Source organism: Phyllobacterium sp. YR620 (assembly GCF_900104165.1).
In the GTDB taxonomy this organism is placed as follows: domain Bacteria; phylum Pseudomonadota; class Alphaproteobacteria; order Rhizobiales; family Rhizobiaceae; genus Phyllobacterium; species Phyllobacterium pellucidum.
Window position 1 is genome coordinate 262,980 of sequence record NZ_FNJP01000002.1, and the last position, 22,358, is coordinate 285,337.

Here is a 22,358-nt window from a genome sequence, read left to right on the forward strand (position 1 = left end):
GTCTCGGCTGCGTTACCGGCTTGCGCCGGTCAGGGCTTTCTCCTTCGGTGGGCGAGGCCTTCAAAGCCACGCCACTCTCCAGATGTCCGACGCTAGTCTGGTCCTTTTGCCTGAGAGTTTCCGGGGCGGTTGCTCCATCGGCGCCGGTTTTACCGGTCTCTCCCAGATAGCCTGTGCGAACGGGCTGCTTATATCGCAACCGCGAGACGAGAACAACTGGCTAACGAAGCCCGGACCCATTATGTTGATTGCACCAGTTCAGACCACCGGAGCAGATAAATGAAACCCGTCTTCCTGCAGCTGCAGTGCTTCCCCGGCAAGACCTATGAGGTCGCAGCTGCCCTCTACGAGCGTGAAATCGTATCGGAGCTTTATTCGACAAGCGGCGATTATGACCTCCTGGCAAAGATCTATATCGCCGAGGACAAGGACGTCGGCAAGTTCATCAACGACAACGTGCTCGGAATCCCGGGAATTGCCCGTTCCTTGACGACGATGACTTTCACGGCGTTTTGAATACGAGCCCCGAGACATTACGTCCCGTTTCGGGCAGAGATGAAGTCCACTATGAAATAAATGCAACAATTTGCACGCCCCGCAGGAAACAAATGCCATTTTGCCATTGGCTCTGTTTGTCTGTAGAGATGCTTTTTCGACCACTGCCATCAGGATGATCCCAAATGCCCCCCTATCGTTCACGCACAACCACACATGGCCGCAACATGGCTGGTGCCCGCGGGCTCTGGCGCGCGACCGGAATGAAGGACGAGGATTTCGGCAAGCCGATTATTGCAGTGGTCAATTCCTTTACACAGTTCGTTCCCGGCCACGTCCATCTCAAGGATCTCGGCCAGCTCGTTGCGCGCGAGATCGAAAGTGCGGGCGGCGTCGCCAAGGAATTCAATACGATCGCTGTCGATGACGGCATCGCCATGGGCCATGACGGAATGCTCTATTCACTGCCTTCGCGCGAGATTATCGCCGACAGCGTCGAATATATGGTCAACGCCCATTGCGCCGATGCGATGGTATGCATCTCCAATTGCGACAAGATCACCCCCGGCATGCTGATGGCCGCACTGCGCCTCAACATACCGGTCGTCTTTGTTTCCGGCGGCCCGATGGAAGCCGGCAAGGTCGTCTGGGGAGACAAGGAAAAGAAGCTCGATCTCGTCGATGCGATGGTAGCGGCGGCCGACGACCGCATTTCCGACGAGGAAGTCCAGGTCATCGAGCGCTCGGCCTGCCCGACCTGCGGTTCGTGCTCCGGCATGTTCACCGCCAATTCGATGAACTGCCTCACCGAGGCGCTGGGCCTGTCGCTGCCCGGCAATGGTTCGACGCTCGCCACCCATGCGGACCGCCGCCGCCTCTTCGTCGAGGCCGGCCATCTCGTCGTCGATCTCGCTCGTCGCTACTACGAACAGGACGACGAAACCGTCTTGCCGCGCGCGGTTGCCTCGTTTGCCGCTTTCGAAAATGCGATGACGCTCGATATCGCCATGGGCGGTTCCACCAACACGGTTCTGCACCTGCTTGCTGCGGCGCATGAGGCCGAGGTGGATTTCACCATGAGCGACATCGACCGGCTTTCGCGCCGCGTGCCGGTGCTTTGCAAGGTCGCCCCTGCCGTTGCCAACGTTCACATGGAGGACGTGCACCATGCCGGCGGTATCATGGGCATTCTCGGCGAACTCGATCGCGCAGGCCTCCTCGACACGTCGGTCTATTCCGTGCATTCGGCCAATCTCGCCGCAGCTCTCGACCGCTGGGACATTGCCCGCACCTCGAACAAGTCGGTACACGACTTCTTCCGGGCAGCGCCGGGCGGCGTGCCGACGCAAGTCGCGTTCAGCCAGGATCGCCGCTTCGAAACGGTCGATCTCGATCGCGAGAAGGGTGTGATCCGCAGCGCCGAGCACGCCTATTCCAAGGATGGCGGCCTTGCGGTTCTCTACGGCAACCTCGCCGAGGACGGATGCATCGTGAAGACCGCGGGCGTCGACGATTCGATCCTGAAATTCTCCGGCCCGGCCCGCATATTCGAAAGCCAGGACAGCGCAGTTCTCGGCATCCTGAATGGTGGCGTCAAGCCAGGCGACATCGTGCTTATCCGCTATGAAGGCCCGCGCGGCGGACCTGGCATGCAGGAAATGCTCTATCCGACGAGCTACCTGAAATCGAAGGGTCTCGGTAAGGCCTGCGCCCTGATCACCGACGGGCGTTTCTCCGGCGGTTCTTCCGGCCTTTCGATCGGACACGTGTCGCCGGAAGCCGCCGAGGGCGGATTGATCGGCCTCGTCGAGGAGGGCGATATGATCGATATCGATATTCCGAACCGCAAGATCCACCTCGCGGTGGACGATGCTCTACTTGCCGATCGCCGCGCCCATATGGAAGCCAAGGGCGCCGCCGCCTGGAAGCCTGCAGAAAAGCGCAAGCGCAAGGTAACGACCGCGCTACGCGCCTATGGCGCCATGGCGACAAGTGCTGCCCGCGGTGCGGTCCGGCAAATTCCCGACGATTGGAACTAGGCGGTAGACGGCCCTCCGCGAACACGGAGGGCCGTTTCGGTTACTTTGCAGCGTCGGTGATCTTCGAGGTCCAGGCGCCTTCCGGCTTCTTGGTGATGACCGGATCTGAACCGCCGCCGAGCAGTGTTTCGACCGTCCGCTCGGCCGCAGCCACGTCGAGAACACCCGTCGAGCCTTCCGTCAGCTTGTTGATCTCCGCGACCATTCGCTTCTGGTGCTTCTCGGTCTGCGCGCCGCTTGCATCATTGTCGAGGACGATGGTCGCAGCCTCATCCGGATTGGCGCGGGCATACTCCCAGCCCTTCATCGAAGCCTTGACGAAACGGGCAAGCTTGTCGACCATCTTCGGATCGTCGAGGCTCTTCTGCAGCACGTAGAGACCATCTTCCAGCGTCGCGACCTTTTCGTCCTCATACTTGAATGTGACGAGCTGGTCCGCCGGGATGCCGGCATCGATCACCTGCCAATATTCGTTGTAGGTCATGGTCGAGATGCAGTCGGCCTGCTTCTGGATCAGCGGATCGACATTGAAACCCTGCTTGAGAACGGTCACGCCATCGGGTCCACCATCGGTCTTGAGCCCGAGATGGTTCATCCAGGAGAGGAACGGATATTCGTTGCCGCCGAACCACACGCCGAGCGTCTTGCCCTTGAAATCCTCCGGCTTGGTAATCCCTGTTTCCTTACGGCAGGTCAGCATCATGCCCGAGCGCTTGAACGGCTGGGCGATATTGACGAGAGGCAGACCCTTCTCGCGGGTTGCGAGCGCCGAAGGCATCCAATCGACGACCACGTCGGCGCCGCCGCCGGCGATGACCTGGGGCGGCGCCACATCGGGTCCGCCCGGCTTGATCTCGACGTCGAGGCCGGCTTCCTCGTAGAAGCCCTTATCCTTGGCGACGTAGTAGCCGGCAAACTGGCCCTGCGTGACCCATTTCAGCTGCAGGACGAGTTTGTCCGCGGCAAGCGACGAGCTGGCCATCAGGGTCATGGCGAGGCCGAGTGAGAGTGCCAACGTTTTCTTCATGCTTCAGTTCTCCTCTGTTCTTGTTTGTTATGCGCGATAGGACGGGTGCCAGAAGGTGACGGCCCGTTCGATAAGTGTAATCAGTCCGTAGGATAGCGATCCGGCGAGCGCCGCAACGAAGATTTCGGCCCACACCATATCGACATTCATGCGGCCAACCTCGGCCGATATGCGAAAGCCCATGCCGACGATGGGCGAGCCGAAGAATTCGGCAACGATAGCGCCGATCAACGCAAGGGTCGAATTGATCTTCAACGCATTGAAAATGAAAGGCATCGCCGCTGGCAGGCGCAGCTTGACGAGGGTCTGCCAATAATTGGAGCCATAGGTGCGCATCACGTCGCGTTCCATCGCGCCAGAGGCGGCGAGACCCGCGACAGTATTCACCAGCATCGGAAAGAACGTCATGATGACGACGACCGCAGCCTTCGATTGCCAATAGGACCCGAACCACATGACCATAATGGGCGCGATGCCGACGACGGGAAGGGCGGCCACCAGATTGCCGATCGGCAGGAGCCCCTTGCGCAGGAACGGCACGCGATCGACGATGATGGCGGCAATGAACCCGGAGCCGCAGCCGATGGCATAGCCGGCGATCGCGGCCTTGAGGAATGTCTGCTGGAAGTCTGCCCAAAGGGTCGGGACAGAGCCAGCAATGCGCCCGGCGATCATGGAGGGCGGTGGCAGCAGAATGGTCGGCACGCCGAAGCCGCGCACCACGATCTCCCAGAGGATCAGCAGCCAGGCGCCGAAGAGGACGGGCAGCGCGAGATTGACGAAACGTTGCGCACCGGCAGATTTGAGGCGTAGCGCCGCAAGTCGCTGGACGGCGAGCCAGGCAAGGAGCCAGGCGGATACCACCATGCAGCCATAGCCAATCGCCGGACCGCTTATCGTGAACGAGCCGAGGAGCGCGATGAGGCATGCCGCCGCGATATGGACGAGAACCAGCAAGGCAACCAGTGAGGCTAGAGACGGGGTCACGAAGAGCCCAACCGCCGCTGTTGCGAAGAGGATGGCGGGCGCTACGAAGAAAAGGGTGCCCGGACCGTCCGCGCCGGTCGGCAGTACCAGCGATGCAGCCGCAAGCACGAAGGCGAGGATGGCGAGAGGCGACCGCTTCATGCGCGCACCCCAGTTGTGGAACATGGCCGTGGGTTCGCCCCCCACCCCGCCGCTGCGCGGCGACCCCCCCCACGTCGGGGGAGGGTAAGAACGGCGCCCGCCGATGATAGGTGGATTGTTTCGTCCGGAGGGAAGTTTACACCTTGAGTTTGGAAGCAAGGCCGCAGCCCCACCCGCCCCCAGCGTGGGGAGGGTCGGATCGAAGATCCGGGGTGGGGGGAAAGGCCCAACCAATGATCGACCGCCGATCGCGGCAGAGCCCCCCACTGCGCCGCTGCGCGACGACCCGCCCCACGTTGGGGGAGGGTAAAAGCGGCGCCGCGCGATGACCCGCTGCTTGTCCCGCCCAGTCTCATGCCCGCACCCCCATGCGCCGGTTGACCAGGGTGGCGATCAGGCCGATCAGGCTGACAAGCACTGCTGCCATCAGCGCCGCCGCAATCAATGCCGCCCATATTTGCACCGTTTGCCCGTAATAGGAGCCGGCCAGGAGCCTCGCGCCGATACCGGCGACGGCCCCCGTGGGCAATTCACCGACGATTGCACCAACGAGGCTGATGGCGACGGCGATCTTCATGGAGGTGAAGAGGTAGGGCATCGAAGCCGGCCAGCGGAGTTTCCAGAACACCTGCATTTTCGAGGCGTTATAGGTGCGCATCAGGTCGAGGTGCATGACCTCCGGCGAGCGCAAACCCTTCACCATGCCGACAGCGACGGGAAAGAACGAGAGGTAAGTCGAGATCATCGCCTTGGGCAGCAGGCCGGTAATGTTGACCGCATTGAGAACCACGATGATCATCGGCGCAATTGCGAGAATTGGCACGGTCTGCGAGGTGATGATCCACGGCATCAGGCTCTTGTCAAGGGTCCGCGAGTGGACGATGGCGATGGCCAGCAGGATGCCAAGCAGCGTGCCAAGCGCGAAGCCGAGCAGGGTCGAAGAAAGCGTAATCCAGCCATGATAGACGAGGCTGCGCTTCGAGGTTGGGCTGATGTCGAAGACGGTCTTGCGTATTTCTGCTGCCACCTGATGCGGCGCCGGCAGCACGGGCCGCTCCTGCGCCATGGTATTGGCGATGAGTTGCTGCGTCGAAAGGGTCGTATTGGCGCGCGCCGCCTGATCCCGCTCGAATGGCGCATTGAGAATGACTGCGAATACGTACCAGAGCACCAGTATGGCGAAGAGGACCGTCGAGACCGGAATGACACTGTTGCGGATGAAATTCATGGCGTAGCTCTCACCCCGTCCACACGGCAGACATAGAGGATATCGGGAAGCTGCTCCTCGTTGTCCCCCTCCGTGCGCCGCACTTCCATAAATCCTTCGTGCTTGTAGAACGCCTGGGCTGCCCGGTTGGCGACGAAGGTCCAGAGCTGCACGGGACCTGTCGCCTCACGCTTGGCGCGGTCGAGCAGTGCCTTGCCGACGCCCTGCCGGCGCGCATCCGCGTGGACATAGAGCGCGCTCACCATGTTGTCCGGCGCCAGCGCAACCATGCCGGCGATTTGTTCGTCGCGGTCGGCCACGAAAACCTCGAAGCGTTCGAAAACCGTATCCCGATAGAATTCGGCCACCTCATCAGGCGAATGCACGCGCGGCATCCAGTCGGTCGCATCGATCCATGTGTTGACGATATCCGCGCAGGCCGGCATGTCGCGCAATCTGGCCGCCCGGATGATCATCAGGCGACCCTCGTCATAGATGCGCCTCGTCGTAGGAATGGCCATGGCGCAGCCCCTCCCGTACCCGGTGGGCAATCTCGAGGAATTTCGGCGTCTCGCGAATGTCGAGCGTACGCTCGCTGCCGAGGTCGCAATCGATTATCTCATGGATCCGGCCGGGGCGCGGGCTCATGACGACGATCTTCGTCGAGAGGAACACTGCCTCGGGAATCGAATGGGTAACGAAGATGACGGTCTTCTGCGTCTTCGCCCACAGCTTGAGAAGCTCCTCGTTGAGGTGGTCGCGGACGATTTCGTCGAGCGCGCCGAAGGGTTCGTCCATCAAAAGCAGATGCGGATCGAAAGACAGGGCGCGGGCGATGGAAGCGCGCTGCTGCATGCCGCCCGATAATTGCCAGGGAAACTTCTTCTCAAAGCCGGATAAATTCACGAGGTCGAGATTCTTGGCGATACGCTGCCTGCGCTCCTCGCGCGGCACGCCCATCACTTCCAGCGGCAACGAAACATTGCCGCCGATGGTGCGCCAGGGATAAAGCGCCGCCGCCTGGAATACATAGCCATAGGCGCGCTTCTGGCGGGCTTCTGAAGGCGACATGCCATTGACGGTTATGCTGCCCGATGTCGGCTGCTCAAGATCGGCGATTACACGCAGAAGCGTGGTCTTGCCGCAGCCGGACGGACCGATGAAGGACACGAACTCGCCGGCATTGACCGTAAGATCGATATGGGAGAGCGCATTTACGGGGCCGTCATTGGTCTCGAAGACCAGCGACAGGTCCTTGACGTCAATGACATTCTTGGGTGCCGCTTCGGACATCGTCTTCGCCTTGGGCCTAAGGGCGACGACTGTCATCAGACGCCCGCCGGAATGTTCTTCGGATCGCGATCCACCTTACGCGGCGCCATCAACTCCTTCCAAGTGGAAAGTGCGCGGTTGGCAGGCGCGTTGGCCTCACGCTCGACGAAACGGCCGCTGCCCGTCGGGGCAACAACTTCGCCGTCCTTATAGGCGATGCGCCCGCGCGACAGGGTCATGCGCGGCAGACCCGTGACCTCGAAGCCCTCGAACACATTGTAATCGATGGCGGACTTCTGCGACGCGGCGGAAATGACTTTGCTGGCCTCGGGATCCCAGATGACGATGTCCGCGTCGGAACCGGGAAGGATTGCGCCCTTACGCGGATAGATGTTGAGAATCTGCGCAATATTGGTCGAGGTGACGGCGACGAACTCGTTGGGTGTCAGCCGGCCGGTGCGGACGCCGCGCGTCCACAACACCGGCATGCGATCCTCAAGTCCGCCGGTACCGTTCGGAATCTTGGTGAAATCGCCGACGCCGAAACGCTTCTGCTCGGTGGTGAAGGCGCAATGATCGGTCGCAACGACCTGCAGGCTGCCTGATGCGAGCCCGGCCCAGAGCCCGTTCTGGTTGATCTTGTCGCGGAACGGCGGCGACATGACGCGCCGCGCCGCATAGTCCCAATCCTCGTTCTTGTACTCGCTTTCATCAAGGACGAGATGCTGGATGAGGGGTTCGCCGTAGACACGCATTCCCTTCTGGCGGGCGCGGCGAATGGCTTCGTGTGCCTGCTCACAGGAGACGTGGACGATATACAGCGGAACACCGGCCTGGTCTGCGATCATGATGGCCCGGTTGGCTGCCTCGCCTTCAACTTCCGGCGGGCGCGAATAGGCATGCGCCTCGGGTCCGTTGTTGCCTTCTGCCAGGAGCTTCTGCTGGAGCTGGGCGACGACGTCGCCATTCTCGGCGTGGACCAGCGGCATGGCGCCGATCTCGGCGCAGCGCGTGAACGAGGCGAACATCTCGTCATCGTCCACCATCAGCGCGCCCTTATAGGCCATGAAGTGCTTGAAGGTATTGATGCCGCGCTCGACCACCTTCGGCATTTCATCGAAAACCTGCTTGTTCCAGCCCGTGATCGCCATGTGGAAGGAATAGTCGGTGCGCGCCTTGCCCGCCTTCTGGAACCAGTCCTGCAATGCGGCGAGCAGTCCATCGGCCCCGGGCAGAACGAAATCGACCACCATCGTTGTGCCGCCCGCAAGCGCCGCCGCCGTGCCGGTGTCGAAATCATCGGAGGAATGGGTACCCATGAACGGCATTTCGAGGTGGGTGTGCGGGTCAATGCCGCCCGGCATCAGATAGCAGCCTGTGGCGTCGATAACCTCATCGCCTGAAAGGTCAGGCCCAATCGCCGCGATGGTATCGCCATCGATCAGCACATCCGCCTTGTAGGTGCGATCCGCGGCGATGATGGTACCGCCCTTGATCACTTTCGTCGCCATGTGTCCGTTCCCCTTTTTGGTTTTTTCCGAACAATCCTGCCTGGATCTTACAAATCACCCTCATGCGAAACCCCGTTGGCCGTTTTGTTCGCGGGATAGAAACGCAAGATTTCACATCGAGCCGAATAATGTCCTTCAAGCGCTGTCAGGATTGTATCCAGCACCTGCCGGCGCTCGGTCAGGATTTCGTGATTCCAGAACCGGAGCAGTAAGTAGCCTTTAGCGTTCAGCCACTGCGTGCGTTTGTGGTCATGCAGGCTATCGGCATGCTGAGCGCCATCCAGTTCGACAACAAGCCGCCTAGCGCGGCAAACAAAGTCGCAGACGTAGGGTCCCAGTGGGACCTGCCGCGAGAACTTGTACCCGTTCAGCAGCCGGTTGCGCAGGTCGCTCCACAAGCGAAATTCGGGCTCTGTTTCGCTCCGCCGAAGAAATCTCGCCTTTTGAGTGGCACCGGGCCGGCGTTTGTTGACCGGGCCGGATGAGGGGGGCAGCACCGACAAAATCATGGTTTAGCTGACAACCTCCGCGGTCTCCAGCACAGCATGCAGCAGCACGTCGGCGCCGGCTGTCGCCCACTCCTTCTTGATGTCCTCGTCCTCGTTGTGGCTGAGACCGTCGACGCAAGGGCACATGACCATTGCCGTCGGCGCCACGCGATTGATCCAGCAAGCATCGTGGCCAGCGCCCGAGACGATGTTGCGATGGCTGTAGCCGAGCCGCTCGGCGGCGTTGCGCACCGCCGTCACGCAGCCGGCGTCGAATGCGACCGGATCGAAATGGCCTTCTTCCTCGATCTCTATGCCCAGGCCGAGCTCCTTGGCGATCCCGGCTGCTTTCGCCTCGATTTCCGCCTTCATGGCGTTAAGCGTGGCAATATTGGGCGAGCGAATATCGACGGTAAAGACGACTTTTCCCGGGATCACGTTGCGCGAGTTCGGATAGACGTCGACATGACCGATAGCACCGACGGCGCTCGGCTGGTGCGCCATTGCGACCTCATGAACAATCTCGGTGATGCGCGCCATGCCGAGCCCTGCATTCTTGCGCATAGGCATGGGCGTCGAGCCGGTATGGCTTTCCTTGCCGGTCAGGGTGATCTGCAGCCACCACAGGCCCTGCCCGTGGGTGACGACGCCGATGTCCTTGCCCTCGGCCTCCAGGATCGGACCCTGCTCGATGTGCAATTCGAACAGCGCATGCATCTTGCGCGCGCCGACCTTCTCGTCGCCCTTCCAGCCGATCCGCTCCAGCTCGTCGCCGAATTTCTTGCCCTTGGCATCCTCGCGCTGATAGGCCCAATCCTGGTCGAGCACGCCGGCAAAGACCCCGGACGCCAGCATGGCCGGAGCGAAGCGCGTGCCTTCCTCGTTGGTCCAGTTGACGACGACAATCGGGTGCTTGGTCCGGATATTGAGATCGTTCAACGTGCGGACGAGTTCGAGCCCGCCAAGGACGCCGAGAACGCCATCGAACTTGCCGCCCGTCGGCTGCGTGTCGAGATGACTGCCGACATAGACAGGCAGAGCGTCAGGGTCAGTTCCCGGGCGCATGAAGAACATGTTGCCCATGGTATCGACACCCATCGACAGGCCGGCTTTTTCGCACCACCCCTGGAACAGGCGCCGGCCTTCGCCGTCCTCATCTGTCAGGGTCTGGCGGTTGTTGCCGCCGCGCAGGCCCGGCCCGATCTTCGCCATTTCCATCAGGCTGTCCCAGAGACGGTCGCCATTGATCCTGAGATTTCCAGTGAGCGTCATCGGGCGTGCCTCTATGCGAGATTTTTCAGAACGTCGGCCAGCGTATCGAAGAGGTGTTCGATCTGCCCCTTGCTGATGATCAGCGGCGGCGACAGGGCGATGATATCGCCGGTCGTGCGGATGAGCAGGCCTTTTTCGTAGGAATCGAGGAACGCCTGGAAGGCGCGCTTCGTCGGCGCGCCGTCGATCGGCTCGAGTTCGACGGCGCCGATCAATCCGAGATTGCGGATATCGACGACATGCGGCAGGCCTTTCAAGGCATGCAGCGCGTCGGCCCAGTAATCGGCAAGATCAGCCGCGCGCGTCATCAGGCCCTCGTCCTCATAGGTATCGAGGGTTGCGAGCGCAGCGGCGCAGGCGACGGGGTGGCCGGAATAGGTGTAGCCGTGGAAAAGCTCGATCATGTTTTCCGGGCCCGTCATGAAGGCCTCGTAAATTTGCCGCGTGGCAAAGACCGCGCCCATCGGGATGACACCGCTGGTGATGCCTTTCGCAGTTGTGACGAGATCCGGAATGACGCCGAAATAATCCACGGCAAAGGGCGCACCGAGCCGGCCGAAACCGGTAATAACCTCGTCGAAAATCAGAAGAATATCGTGCTTGGTGCAGATTTCACGCAGGCGCTTCAGGTATCCCTTTGGCGGTATCAGGACGCCGGTTGAGCCAGCCACCGGCTCGACAATGACCGCGGCGATATTGGAGGCATCGTGAAGCGCGATGACCCGTTCGAGATCATCGGCAAATTCGACGCCGTATTCGGGCTCGCCGCGCGTAAAAGCATTGCGTGCCGGATCATGCGTGTGGCGGATATGATCGATGCCGCCGAGCGCATTGCCGAACGTCTTGCGATTGCCGGATATGCCGCCGACGGAAATGCCGCCGAAGCCGACGCCATGATAGCCGCGTTCGCGGCCGATCAGCTTGACCTTGGTGCCGTTGCCCTTGGCGCGGTGATAGGCGATTGCGATCTTGAGCGCAGTATCGACCGCCTCAGAACCCGAATTGGTGAAAAACACATGGTCGATCGGCGACGGCAGCATGGCCGCGAGGCGTGCTGCAAGCTCGAAAACCTTGGGATGGCCCATCTGGAAGGCGGGCGCGTAGTCGAGTTCTGCAACCTGCTTCTGCACCGCTTCGACAATCTTCGGCCGGGCGTGACCGGCATTGCAGCACCAGAGGCCCGCTGTGCCGTCGAGAATCTCGCGGCCGTCATGCGATTTGAAATGCATGTCCTTGGCACTGACGAGCAGACGCGGGTCCTGCTTGAACTGGCGGTTTGCCGTGAACGGCATCCAGAACGCGTCGAGATTATTGGTCCCCATTGCCGCCTTGGACATGTGACTCGCCTCCTGATCGCAGATGGCCCGTTTGGGGCCGATTGTTTTTTGTTCCCGGATGACTGTGCGTCTGGCACAATCAAAAACTTGACTAGTTGGTCAAAATGCAGGCTAGAAGAGCATAGGAAAGCGGTCAAGCGCTTTGTCGGTTTTTCCGGCCGTGGCGGCCGGCAACAGAACTGTCATCTTGTCGCGGTCTGAAAGGAGAGCGGGTGCATGGGGAGAGCGGCCAAAACCAGCGCAGGCGCGGTTCCTGAAAAGACGACGCGCATACAGGAAATCAATCGCCGCCTCATCCTCGACGCCGCGCTCGACGCTTTTTCCACCTATGGCTTTCGCGGCACCACGATCGACCAGATTGCCGAGAAAGCCGGCATGTCGAAACCGAACCTCCTCTATTATTTTCCGCGCAAGCAGAACATCTATGTGACCCTTCTCGAAGAGACGCTGGCGGAGTGGCTGGCACCGCTCGCCGATATCGATCCTGACGGCGATCCGATCGAGCAATTGCGCAAGTATATCACGCTCAAGATCAGTATGTCGGAGAGCCATCCGGCGGCGTCGCGGCTGTTTGCCAACGAAGTGTTGCATGGCGCGCCGGCGATCAGCGAGTTTCTGACCACGCATCTTAAGCCGCTCGTCGACGAGAAGGCGACAGTCATTCGCCGTTGGGTCGGCGAAGGCAAGCTTGCCCCGGTCGATCCCTACCACCTGATCTTCATGATCTGGGCGACCACGCAGCACTACGCTGATTTCGATGTCCAGGTCCGGGCGATCATGGGCAGCCAGGTCGGCCGTCCGGGCTTTCGCGAACAGACGGCGCAGGCGGTGCTCAGCATCATCCTCAATGGGATAAAGCCGCGGGGATAGCTCCCTACTCCGCGGCGACCTTTGCCATCGGGTTGTTCGGATGGGTCGTCCAGTTGGCATAGTCCGGCCTGATCGGCTGCTTCGTGCGCGGATCGACGCCTGCCGTCATCGGCACCATGCTGATGCAATTGTCGACCGGGCAAACGTTGACGCAGAGATTGCAGCCGACGCACTCTTCATCGATCACTTCGAAGTGCCGCGCCCCATCGACCATGGAGGTGATGGCCTGGTGTGAGGTATCCTCGCAGGCGATGTAGCAGCGGCCGCACTTGATGCAGAGGTCCTGGTCGATCCGCGCCTTGGTGATGTAGTTGAGGTTGAGGTATTGCCAGTCCGATACGTTCGGGACCGCAAGGCCGCGGAAATCCTCGATCGTCTTGAAGCCGCGCGAATCCATCCAGTCGGAAAGACCGGAGATCATCTCCTGCACGATCTTGAAGCCGTAGGTCATGGCCGCCGTGCATACCTGCACATTGCCGCAACCGAGGGCAATATATTCCGCCGCGTCGCGCCAGGTGGTTATGCCGCCGATGCCGGAAATGGGCAGGCCCCGAGTTTCGCCATCGCGGGCGATCTCCGCCACCATGTTGAGCGCAATCGGCTTTACCGCCGGGCCGCAGTAGCCGCCATGCGAGCCGCGCCCGTCGATGGACGGGACCGGGGCGAAATTATCGAGATCGACGGAGACGATGGAATTGATCGTATTGATCAACGATACGGCATCCGTTCCACCCGCATTCGCCGCGCGCGCCGGCTTGCGGATATCAGCAATATTTGGCGTCAGCTTGGTGATCACCGGCATGCGGGTGTACTGCTTGCACCAGCGCACGACCATTTCGATATATTCCGGTACCTGGCCGACGGCAGATCCCATGCCGCGCTCGGACATGCCATGCGGGCAGCCGAAATTCAGCTCGATGCCATCAGCGCCCGTTGCTTCGACTAGCGGCAGGATCGCCTTCCACGCCTGCTCTTCGCACGGCACCATGATCGACGCGATCAAGGCGCGATCGGGCCACTTCTTTTTCACCTCTGTCATTTCGCGGAGATTTACTTCAAGCGGACGGTCCGTGATGAGCTCAATATTGTTGAAGCCCAGCAGTCGGCGATCCGGCCCGTGTATGGCGCCATAGCGCGGGCCATTGACATTGACGACCGGCGGGCCCTCCTCACCTAGGGTCTTCCAGACGACGCCGCCCCAGCCGGCCTTGAAGGCGCGCTCCACATTATAGGCCTTGTCGGTCGGTGGGGCCGAAGCCAGCCAGAACGGATTGGGCGATTTGATGCCGAGGAAATTCGTCGATAGATCAGCCATGTCGATCTCCTTCAGCCCGCCACGTGGCGTGGGTGACTGGGTTTGTGCGCGCTGTCGGTCGCCCTGGCATTGTCGGCCATGACGGCTTCGACAAAACCCGCGACCTTTTCCGGCTTCTGCATCAAGGCGCGATGAATCGATTCGGCGGCAATCTTGCCGTCCTGCACCGCCGCAACGGCCAGATCCTCGCCATCGGCCACGCAGTCGCCGCCGGCCCAGATCCCCGGGATCGAGGTTCTGCCTTCCTCATCGACGCTGATACGGCCGCGCGAAAGCGCAATGCCTGCCTCTGCCAGAAGGCTGGCCGCCGGAGCCTGGCCGATAGCCTTGAAAATCTGGTCGCTGGCGAGCGTGATGCTTTCGCCTGTCACGCTGAGACGGCCATCCGTGATGGCGGTGTAATCCAGGGTAATGCCGCAGACTTCGCCATGTTCGTTGCGAGTAAGTTCCCGGGGCTGCAGCCAATGGCGGATGATGACCCCGTTCTTCAGCGCTAGTTCCTGTTCGAAGGCGCTGGCATTCATATGCTCCGGGCCGCGGCGGTAAGCGATAATGACATTTTCGGCGCCAAGCAGTTTGGTCTGCACGGCGACGTCGATAGCCGTCATGCCGCCGCCAATGACGACCACGTCGCGACCGACGGCAATTTCCGAAAGGTCGTCGCTCTGGCGCAGCACTGAGATGTAGTCGACCGCGTCGATACAGCCGGCCGCATCTTCGCCTTCGAGTCCGAGTTCGTTGACGGACGGCAGGCCGATGCCGAGAAACACGGCATCGAAGCCCGCGTGCAATGCATCAAGGCTGACATCGCGTCCAAGCGCCTTATCGTTCTGAATCGTAATGCCGCCGATCTCGAGGATGAAATCGAGTTCCTTCTGGGCAAAATCATCCGGTGTCTTATAGGCGGCAATACCATATTCATTCAGACCGCCGGCCTTGGGCCGCGCTTCGAAGATTGTCACGTCATGGCCGCGCATTGCCAGGCGATGCGCTGCCGACAACCCTGCCGGTCCTGCCCCGACCACCGCCACGGATTTGCCGGACGGTTCGGCGCGCTGGAAGGGATGTTTGCCATTCGCCATCAGGTGGTCGGTCGCATAACGCTGCAACAGGCCGATCTTGACCGGCTTGCCTTCAGCGATTTCACGCACGCAGGCCTGCTCGCAAAGGGTTTCGGTCGGGCAGACGCGGGCGCACATTCCACCGAGAATATTCTCCGATAGAATGGTCTTGGCCGATCCGGTCGGATTGTCCGCGTTGATCTCGCGGATGAAGAGCGGAATGTCGATGCCGGTCGGGCAGGCATTCATGCAAGGAGCGTCGTAGCAAAAATAGCAGCGATCGGATTCGACGAAAGCCTCGTGCCGTGTCAGCGGCGGATGGAGGTCGGAAAATACATCCGCATAGTCTTCGGCTGGAAGACGTCCGGTCCTGACGTCACGGATTGCAGAATCGATCGATCCCATAAAATCGCATCTCCTCTTTCCGGCCGCGTCCGGTTCCCAGGGATCGCTGCCATTTTCGTGGGCCGGTTCGTCCGGCTCCTCTAAGGGAAGAATGCCATATTTTGACAGAAGGTCAAATTTTTTATCAAACGGTCAATATTTTGCCGAGCAGATTGCAACCAACGCCCGTCTGCGTCGAGACAGGCGTTGGAATGTTGCGGAGAAGGCTATTCGGCGGCGAGGCGGGGTCGCGAATCGACTTCGAGCAATTCGCGGTTGAGACGCGCCTCTTCCTCGATCTTCGGCTTGGAGAAGCCCGCGAGCAGCAGATAGGCGACCGGCGTCAGGAACAGCGTCGAAGCGGTGGCGAGACCCAGCCCGCCGACAATCACCCAGCCGAGCGCGATGCGCGCTTCAGCGCCGGCGCCGCTGGCAAGGACGAGCGGAACGCCGCCGAGGATCGCGCAGAGCATCGTCATGACGACGGGACGCAAGCGGATGTTCGACGCCTCTTCGATGGCCTCGCGCACGCCTTTGCCTTGGTCGCGCAGATGATTGGCGAACTCGACGATAAGAATACCGTTCTTGGCCATGATACCGACGAGCAGCACCAGGCCGATCTGGCTGTAGACGTTCATGCTGGTGCCCGTCATCACCATGGCGAAGACGGCACAGGCAAGACCGAGCGGCACTGTCGCCATGACGATGATAGCGCTGATGAAGCCTTCGAACTGCGCTGCAAGCACAAGCAGAATGATCAAGAGGGCGAAGCCGAAGGTCACCATCATGCTTGCCGAATTTTCGCCGAGCGTCGCCGCTTCAGCAAGCGGAATGAGACGGTAGCCGGGCGGCAGCAACGGCGCAGCCACCTGTTGCGCCACCTTATAGGCATCGCCAAGGGCAAAATCGGCACGCAGCCCGGCGGTGACCGCGACCGAACGCATCTGCTGTTCGCGGGTAAGTGCAGGCGGGACTGCCACCTCGGTGAGCTTGGCGATTGTCGACATGGGCACGAAACGACCATCGCCGGTGCGCAGGAACACGTTCTCCAGATCGGTCGGATCGTTGATCGGATTGATGGTCGCGACGAGCTTCACGTCGAAGCTGCGATCCTCGATATAGACTGAGCCTACCTTGTAGCCATCAAGGACCGACTGCAGCGCTTCAGCCAGCCCGCTGATATCGATGCGAAGATCGGAGGCGCGCTCGCGGTCGATAGATACGGCGAGCTGGGGTTGCGTCGGCTCGTTGGTCAGGCGCGGCCGGTCGAAGCGGGGGTCCTTCTCCAGCTCGGAGACGATCTTTGCTGCGGTGGTCCCAAGTTCCGAATAGCTGCTGCCGACGACGGCAAATTGCAGACCATTGCCGGCCCCGCGAATGCCAAGCGAATTGGGCTGCGCGGCAAAGACCTGGATGCCGGGAATATTGCGCACAAGGCGCGAAACGTCGGCGACGATTTCCTGCTGGCTGCGGTGGCGTTCCTTCCACTTGGCAAGGCTCAGCACCATGAAACCGCGATTGGTGTTGCCGTTCTGGCCGGCGATGGAGAAGGTATTCTCGATCTCGCCGGCATCGCGCAACGGCTGGATGAGCGCCTCGATCTTGCGCATCTCATCGCCGAGATATTCAAGGCTGACGCCCTGCGGCGCCGTTATGCGCAGGAAGGCCGCCGCCCGGTCCTCGGTGGGCGTCAGTTCCTGCTTGAGCAGCGAAAATGCGCCGAAGGCGGCGCCGGCAAACAGGACCGAGACAATGACGACGATCCACGGGGCGGCGAGGCAGGCATGCAGCATGCGCGCATAGAGGCCGCCGAACCAGCTGCCAATGCGGCCGACAACACCGGGCGCGTGAGCAACTTCCTCATGCCGCCGCTCGCTGGCGCTCAAGAGCCGCGAAGCAAGCATGGGGCAGAGCGTCAGGGCGACGACGGCCGAGAGCAGTACGCAGATGGCGAGCACGAAGCCGAACTCGCGGAAAAGCCCGCCTGTCTGCCCGGGGAGGAAGGAAAGCGGCACGAACACTGCCGCCAAGGTGACCGTTGTGGCGATGACGGCAAAGAACACTTCCTGCGTGCCGAGCACCGCCGCGGCGCGCGGCCCCATGCCCTGGTTGCGGCGGCGAACGATATTTTCAAGGACAACAATGGCATCGTCCACGACGAGGCCGGTTGCGAGAACGAGAGCGAGCAGCGTCAGAATGTTGATGGAGAAACCAGCGAGATAGATCGCCGAGATCGTGCCGATCAGCGCAACAGGCATGCTGACGGCCGGTATCAGGGTCGCCTTGAAATCCCAAAGGAAGAGATAGATGATCAGGATGATGATGAGGACCGACGCGCCAAGCGCGATCTCGACCTCGTGCACGGCGCCGTTGATGAAGTCGGCATCATCGCTGGTCACCCGAATGTCGACGCCCTTCGGCAGCGTCTTCTGCAGTTCTTCCACTGCGGCGCGTACGCCCTTCGATATGTCGAGCGTATTCGACTGCGCCTGACGAATGATGCCAAGGCCGATGCCGGTCTTGCCGTTGGCGCGCAGCGATGAGGTGCCGATATCGGGTCCGAGCGTGACGGTGGCGACGTCGCGGATGCGCGTCTGGTTCTTGATGATGATGTTCTCAAAATCTTCGGGCGTCGTCACCGGCGCCTGCGCACGCACGACGATGCTCTGGTCATTGCTGTTGAGCTGGCCTGCCGGCGTGTCGAAGGCCATGGTGTTCAGCGCGTTGCGGATATCGGCGATGTTCATGCCGAGACCGGAAAGCTTGCCCTGGTCGATATCGATACGGAAAATCTTGCTGCGGTTGCCGTTGATCTGAACATCGGCGACGCCGGGCACCGAGGCCAGCACGTCTTCGATCTGGTCTTCGACGAGGACCGTCATGTCCTCCACTGCCATCGTGTCGGACGTGACCGCAAGGCGCATGACAGCGTCGGAATTGGCATCCGCCTTGACGATGCGCGGCGGGTCGGCTTCGTCGGGCAGCGTGTTGGAGATGCGGCTGATCGCATCGCGCATATCGGCGGCGGCGACATTGAGGTCGACATTGTCGTTGAACTCGACCGTCACGCGGCTATTGCCGAAGGAGGAGCTCGATGAAATGGATTTGACCCCCGAGACGCGGGATACGGCGCCTTCGATGGCGGATGTCAGTTCGCGATCGACCGTTTCTGCTGCCGCCGAGGTGAAATCCGTACTGACGGTCACCACAGGACGGTCGACGTCGGGCAGTTCACGGACATCGACGCCGTAAAACGCCGCCAGTCCGGCAACGACGATCAGGGCGTTCAACACCAGCGACAGGACCGGACGGCGAATGAAAAGGGCGGTAAAGTCGGCCTGGCCTTTCGAGCTGCTCATGGCGCTGCCTCAGCCCTGTTCGCCGACGGAAGCCAAGGGACTTGCCTGGTCAGGAGCGGGCTGGCCCTGAATTTGGACGAGACCGTCCTGCCGCACCGACTGCACGCCTTCGGCGACGATCTGGTCGCCCGGCTTGATATCGGCGTCGACGAGTACGTTGGTGGTGTTGCGCTGGACGATCCGCACCGGCACCCGGGATGCCTTGCTGGCGACAATGCGCCAGACATAGGCGCCATCCGTCCCCCACTGGATCGCCAGCGGATCCACCGTCGGATAGGTCTCGCCCGGAAAACCGAGCGACACCTGGAATGCCATGCCCTCGCGGAGCGTATCCTTCGGGTTGGTGATCTTCGCCTGGACGTGAAGCGTACGGCTCGTCGGATCGACCCGGTTGTCGATGGCACTGACTGCGCCCTTGAAGGATTCTCCAGGGCGGGCAATCGAGCTTGCCGAAACCTCGGCACCAATCGTCACGGCCGGTGCAAAGCGTTCCGGCACCCAGAAATCGACAAGGAGTTCCGACCGGTCGTCGATGGAGGCGACCTGCGTGGTGGTGACGACGTAGTTGCCGGCATTGATCGGGAAGATGCCGACGGTGCCGCCGATCGGCGCCCGGATGGCGCGGCGATCCAAGGCAAGTTCGGCTTCGCGCAGGTTCAGCCTTGCATTTTCAACGACGAGTTCGGCGTCGGATACCTGGACCGCCGAGACGGTGTTGGTCGTCGAGAGATTCTGTGCGCGCTTCAGCTTGGTCTCTGCATCCTTGAGAGCCGTCCGCGCCTTATCCGCGAGAATGCTTTCCGATTCAGAATCGAGCCGGGCAATGACGTCGCCATTCTGCACGTGGCTGCCGGAGGTAACGAGTATTTCGGTAAGACGGCCGGCGGCATAGGGCGTTACGGAGACGGAGCTCTTGGCCTTGCCCGTTCCGATCGCCGTCAGCCGGTCATTAATCTTCGCATCGGCGGCCGCACGAACCGTGACGAGCGGCAAGGGCTGTCCGCTGCGCTTCTGCTTTTGGCCGCCGGCCGGCGCGGTCGCCGCCGTGGTTGCGCCGCGATCGATGCCGGCCTTCTTCAGGAAATCACTTGCGCCAGGAAAGAGGTACAGCCAGCCTGCCCCGGCAGCACCAAGGATTACCAAAGCCAGAGCCAGTTGTTTCCAAACCTTCATACGTCACTCCAAAACGCCGGTCCCGCGTCAAAGCAGAGCCAGCGCCTAAATTGATTATACCTCAACGCGTCATCGAGCGCGAACAGGCGAATGTGGAGCGAAAGATAGGGTGCTTTGCCTGAACCGTTAATGACAATTCGGTGAGGTTACAAATATTTAATGGAAGAGCCGCTTCGCTGAATTTAGCCAGCTCCGCTTGAAGGCGGATAGTTGCCGTGCAACATGGCTGGCGGAATATTCGGAAGGAGAGCGGCCATATGGCGACCAAGACCGACATCGCACGGCGTGTGTTCAACCACACATGGAAGCTCGATCCCATCGTCCGCAGCCTGCTCGACACGGATTTCTACAAGCTTCTGATGCTGCAGATGATCTGGGGGCTCTATCCCAAGGTCGATGCCACCTTCACCCTGATCAACCGGACCACGCGGGTCCGGCTTGCCGACGAAATCGACGAGCAGGAACTTCGCGCCCAGCTTGACCACGCGCGGACGGTGCGCTTTAGCAAGAAGGAAATGATCTGGCTCGGCGGTAATACGTTCTACGGCAAGCGGCAGATCTTCGAGCCGGATTTCCTCGAATGGCTGACGAATTTCCAATTGCCCGAATATGAACTGACGCGGCAGGACGGGCAATACGTCCTGAATTTCTATGGGCCGTGGATGTATACGACGATGTGGGAGATCCCGGCGCTGACGATCATCAACGAGCTGCGCTCGCGCGCCGCCATGAAACAGATGGGGCGCTTCGAACTCGACGTCACCTATGCCCGCGCCAAGGCCAAGATGTGGTCGAAGGTCGAACGCCTGCGCGCGCTCCCCGATATCCGGATTTCCGATTTCGGCACGCGGCGGCGCCACTCGTTTCTGTGGCAGCGCTGGTGCGTCGAGGCGCTGAAGGAAGGGATCGGCCCTGCTTTCACCGGCACGAGCAATGTTCTGATGGCGATGGACAATGATCTCGAGGCGCTCGGCACCAATGCCCACGAGTTGCCGATGGTGCTTGCGGCGCTCAGCACGACAAGGGCGGAGCTGCTCAAATCGCCCTATAAGGTCCTGCAGGACTGGAACCGCTATTATGGTGGCAACCTGCTGATTGTGCTCCCCGATGCATTCGGCACGGCCGCCTTCCTGCGCGATGCGCCTGACTGGGTGGCTGACTGGACTGGATTTCGCCCCGACAGCGCGCCCCCGGTCGAAGGCGGCGAAAAGATCCTCGCCTGGTGGCGGTCGAAGGGAAAGGACCCGCGCCAGAAACTGCTGGTCTTCTCCGATGGTCTCGATGTCGATACGATCGAGGAGACCTATCACCATTTTCGCGGCAAGGTGCGCATGAGCTTTGGCTGGGGCACCAACCTCACCAATGATTTCGAGGATTGTGCGCCGCGCTACAATGACCGGCTCAACGCCATCTCGCTGGTTTGCAAGGTCAGCGAAACCAATGGTCGGCCGGCGGTCAAGCTTTCCGACAACCCGAAGAAAGCGACGGGCGATCCGGCGGAGATAAAGCGCTATCTGGAAGTGTTTGGGGCGGAGGATCGCGTGGAACAGGCCGTCAAGGTCTGAACCACGCTTATCCGGTTTTACTGCAGCATTACGGTGCGCAGTTCATGTTCCTGGGCGCCGACGAGGACATTGTCGCGCTCATCGGAGAGGACGATCGGATCGCCATTGGCGCCAAAGAGGGCCCAGAGCTCGACACCCGGCGTCATCGGCGGCAGCGCCGGAAAGCTGTGGGCGAGCTCGTCGGTCTTGACCTTGCGCATGTAGGCGACCTGTCCGGCGCCAAGCCGTGCAAATTCAAGATCCGAGAACGGGCTTTTGTGAACAGTGTTTTGCATGTCAGCCTCCATATTCGGACAGTCTATTTCGAAGCCCTGTCCTGTTAGAGCTACGGTCAGTCCTCTACCGCAATGTTTATGCGCTTGACCAACCGTTCGGGTTCCGGCCGATCGAGGTCGATCGACAACAACCCATTCTTCAGCGAGGCAGCGCTTACGCGCATTCCATCGGCAAGTACGAAAATCCGCTGGAACTGGCGCGCGGCGATACCACGATGCAGATATTCCCGTTCGCCTTCATCGGCCTGCCTGCCGCGAATGACCAGCTGGTTGTCCTCCGTCGTGACTTCGAGGTCTTCGTTGGAGAAACCGGCCACTGCCAGAACGATGCGAAGCTGTTCGCGGTCGTTAGCGCCGCGTATGCGCTCGATATTGTAGGGTGGATAGCCGTCGCCGGATTTCGCTATGCGCTCCAGCGTCTTTTCCATCGAGTCAAAACCAAGCAGCAAGGGGCTTGAAAATGGCGTCATTCGTGTCATTGGTGCAGTCCTTGATAAAAGCGACCTAAAAGCGAAACCCGTGTTCGACAGCATTTCGCCTTTGCCAAATGATATGGTCGATCGAATCACGGAGTTCAAGA

19 protein-coding genes and 1 riboswitch are annotated in these 22,358 nt (G+C 60.9%); of the genes, 4 read left to right on the forward strand and 15 right to left on the reverse strand.

Features of this window, described 5'->3' with window-relative positions; all coding sequences use genetic code 11:
* Positions 1-88: 88 nt before the first annotated feature.
* Positions 89-175, reverse strand: a riboswitch (glycine riboswitch).
* Positions 176-279: 104 nt separating this feature from the next.
* Entirely contained in the window at positions 280-516 is a 237-nt protein-coding gene (locus tag BLR72_RS08055; RefSeq protein ID WP_027230775.1) for an Lrp/AsnC ligand binding domain-containing protein, read from the forward strand.
* A 164-nt stretch (positions 517-680) separates the two neighbouring features.
* On the forward strand, positions 681-2,534 hold the full coding sequence (ilvD, locus tag BLR72_RS08060) for a dihydroxy-acid dehydratase (protein WP_091947174.1): 1,854 nt from the start codon (positions 681-683) through the stop codon (positions 2,532-2,534).
* 40 nt (positions 2,535-2,574) lie between these two features.
* Here the strand turns inward: ilvD and BLR72_RS08065 are convergent, their stop codons facing one another.
* The 9 genes from BLR72_RS08065 to BLR72_RS08105 form a co-directional block, all read right to left on the reverse strand.
* A complete protein-coding gene (locus tag BLR72_RS08065; protein WP_091947177.1) occupies positions 2,575-3,561 on the reverse strand; it encodes an ABC transporter substrate-binding protein in 987 nt (328 codons plus the stop codon).
* A 27-nt stretch (positions 3,562-3,588) separates the two neighbouring features.
* A complete protein-coding gene (locus BLR72_RS08070) occupies positions 3,589-4,689 on the reverse strand; it encodes an ABC transporter permease (protein ID WP_175492313.1) in 1,101 nt (366 codons plus the stop codon).
* Positions 4,690-5,041: 352 nt separating this feature from the next.
* Positions 5,042-5,917 (reverse strand): ABC transporter permease, encoded by an 876-nt coding sequence (locus BLR72_RS08075; protein WP_091947183.1) that lies wholly within the window; start codon positions 5,915-5,917, stop codon positions 5,042-5,044.
* Positions 5,914-6,417, reverse strand: coding sequence for a GNAT family N-acetyltransferase (locus BLR72_RS08080; protein WP_244506658.1), 504 nt, complete (start codon positions 6,415-6,417; stop codon positions 5,914-5,916). Before BLR72_RS08080 ends, BLR72_RS08075 begins: the two co-directional genes overlap by 4 nt.
* Positions 6,386-7,225, reverse strand: a complete 840-nt coding sequence (locus BLR72_RS08085) for an ABC transporter ATP-binding protein (protein ID WP_081815795.1) — start codon at positions 7,223-7,225, stop codon at positions 6,386-6,388. Before BLR72_RS08085 ends, BLR72_RS08080 begins: the two co-directional genes overlap by 32 nt.
* Entirely contained in the window at positions 7,225-8,679 is a 1,455-nt protein-coding gene (gene hydA / locus BLR72_RS08090; RefSeq protein WP_091947185.1) for a dihydropyrimidinase, read from the reverse strand. Before hydA ends, BLR72_RS08085 begins: the two co-directional genes overlap by 1 nt.
* A gap of 47 nt (positions 8,680-8,726) precedes the next feature.
* The gene (locus BLR72_RS08095) at positions 8,727-9,188 is read right to left on the reverse strand and encodes an endonuclease domain-containing protein (RefSeq protein WP_091947188.1); all 462 of its coding nucleotides are present in this window, start codon (positions 9,186-9,188) and stop codon (positions 8,727-8,729) included.
* A 3-nt stretch (positions 9,189-9,191) separates the two neighbouring features.
* A complete protein-coding gene (locus BLR72_RS08100) occupies positions 9,192-10,439 on the reverse strand; it encodes a Zn-dependent hydrolase (RefSeq protein WP_091947191.1) in 1,248 nt (415 codons plus the stop codon).
* Positions 10,440-10,450: 11 nt separating this feature from the next.
* Positions 10,451-11,776 (reverse strand): omega-aminotransferase AptA, encoded by a 1,326-nt coding sequence (locus tag BLR72_RS08105; protein ID WP_091947194.1) that lies wholly within the window; start codon positions 11,774-11,776, stop codon positions 10,451-10,453.
* 216 nt (positions 11,777-11,992) lie between these two features.
* On the opposite strand from BLR72_RS08105, the gene rutR reads away from it, so the two are divergent.
* On the forward strand, positions 11,993-12,646 hold the full coding sequence (gene rutR, locus BLR72_RS08110; RefSeq protein ID WP_091920537.1) for an HTH-type transcriptional regulator RutR: 654 nt from the start codon (positions 11,993-11,995) through the stop codon (positions 12,644-12,646).
* A gap of 4 nt (positions 12,647-12,650) precedes the next feature.
* Here rutR and preA read toward each other — a convergent pair whose 3' ends face one another.
* The 4 genes from preA to BLR72_RS08130 all read right to left on the reverse strand — a co-directional run bounded on the left by preA (position 12,651) and on the right by BLR72_RS08130 (position 19,938).
* Positions 12,651-13,961, reverse strand: a complete 1,311-nt coding sequence (preA, locus tag BLR72_RS08115) for an NAD-dependent dihydropyrimidine dehydrogenase subunit PreA (protein ID WP_091920538.1) — start codon at positions 13,959-13,961, stop codon at positions 12,651-12,653.
* Between the two features lie 11 nt (positions 13,962-13,972).
* Positions 13,973-15,427, reverse strand: a complete 1,455-nt coding sequence (locus BLR72_RS08120) for an NAD(P)-dependent oxidoreductase (protein ID WP_091947197.1) — start codon at positions 15,425-15,427, stop codon at positions 13,973-13,975.
* Positions 15,428-15,633: 206 nt separating this feature from the next.
* Positions 15,634-18,765, reverse strand: a complete 3,132-nt coding sequence (locus tag BLR72_RS08125; protein WP_091947200.1) for an efflux RND transporter permease subunit — start codon at positions 18,763-18,765, stop codon at positions 15,634-15,636.
* Positions 18,766-18,774: 9 nt separating this feature from the next.
* Positions 18,775-19,938, reverse strand: coding sequence for an efflux RND transporter periplasmic adaptor subunit (locus BLR72_RS08130; RefSeq protein WP_091947203.1), 1,164 nt, complete (start codon positions 19,936-19,938; stop codon positions 18,775-18,777).
* A gap of 257 nt (positions 19,939-20,195) precedes the next feature.
* On the opposite strand from BLR72_RS08130, the gene pncB reads away from it, so the two are divergent.
* Entirely contained in the window at positions 20,196-21,503 is a 1,308-nt protein-coding gene (pncB, locus tag BLR72_RS08135) for a nicotinate phosphoribosyltransferase (RefSeq protein WP_091920545.1), read from the forward strand.
* Between the two features lie 17 nt (positions 21,504-21,520).
* Here pncB and BLR72_RS08140 read toward each other — a convergent pair whose 3' ends face one another.
* On the reverse strand, positions 21,521-21,778 hold the full coding sequence (locus tag BLR72_RS08140; RefSeq protein WP_051614838.1) for a BQ00720 family protein: 258 nt from the start codon (positions 21,776-21,778) through the stop codon (positions 21,521-21,523).
* A 56-nt stretch (positions 21,779-21,834) separates the two neighbouring features.
* On the reverse strand, positions 21,835-22,257 hold the full coding sequence (locus BLR72_RS08145) for an Hsp20 family protein (protein WP_027230792.1): 423 nt from the start codon (positions 22,255-22,257) through the stop codon (positions 21,835-21,837).
* Positions 22,258-22,358: the final 101 nt, after the last annotated feature.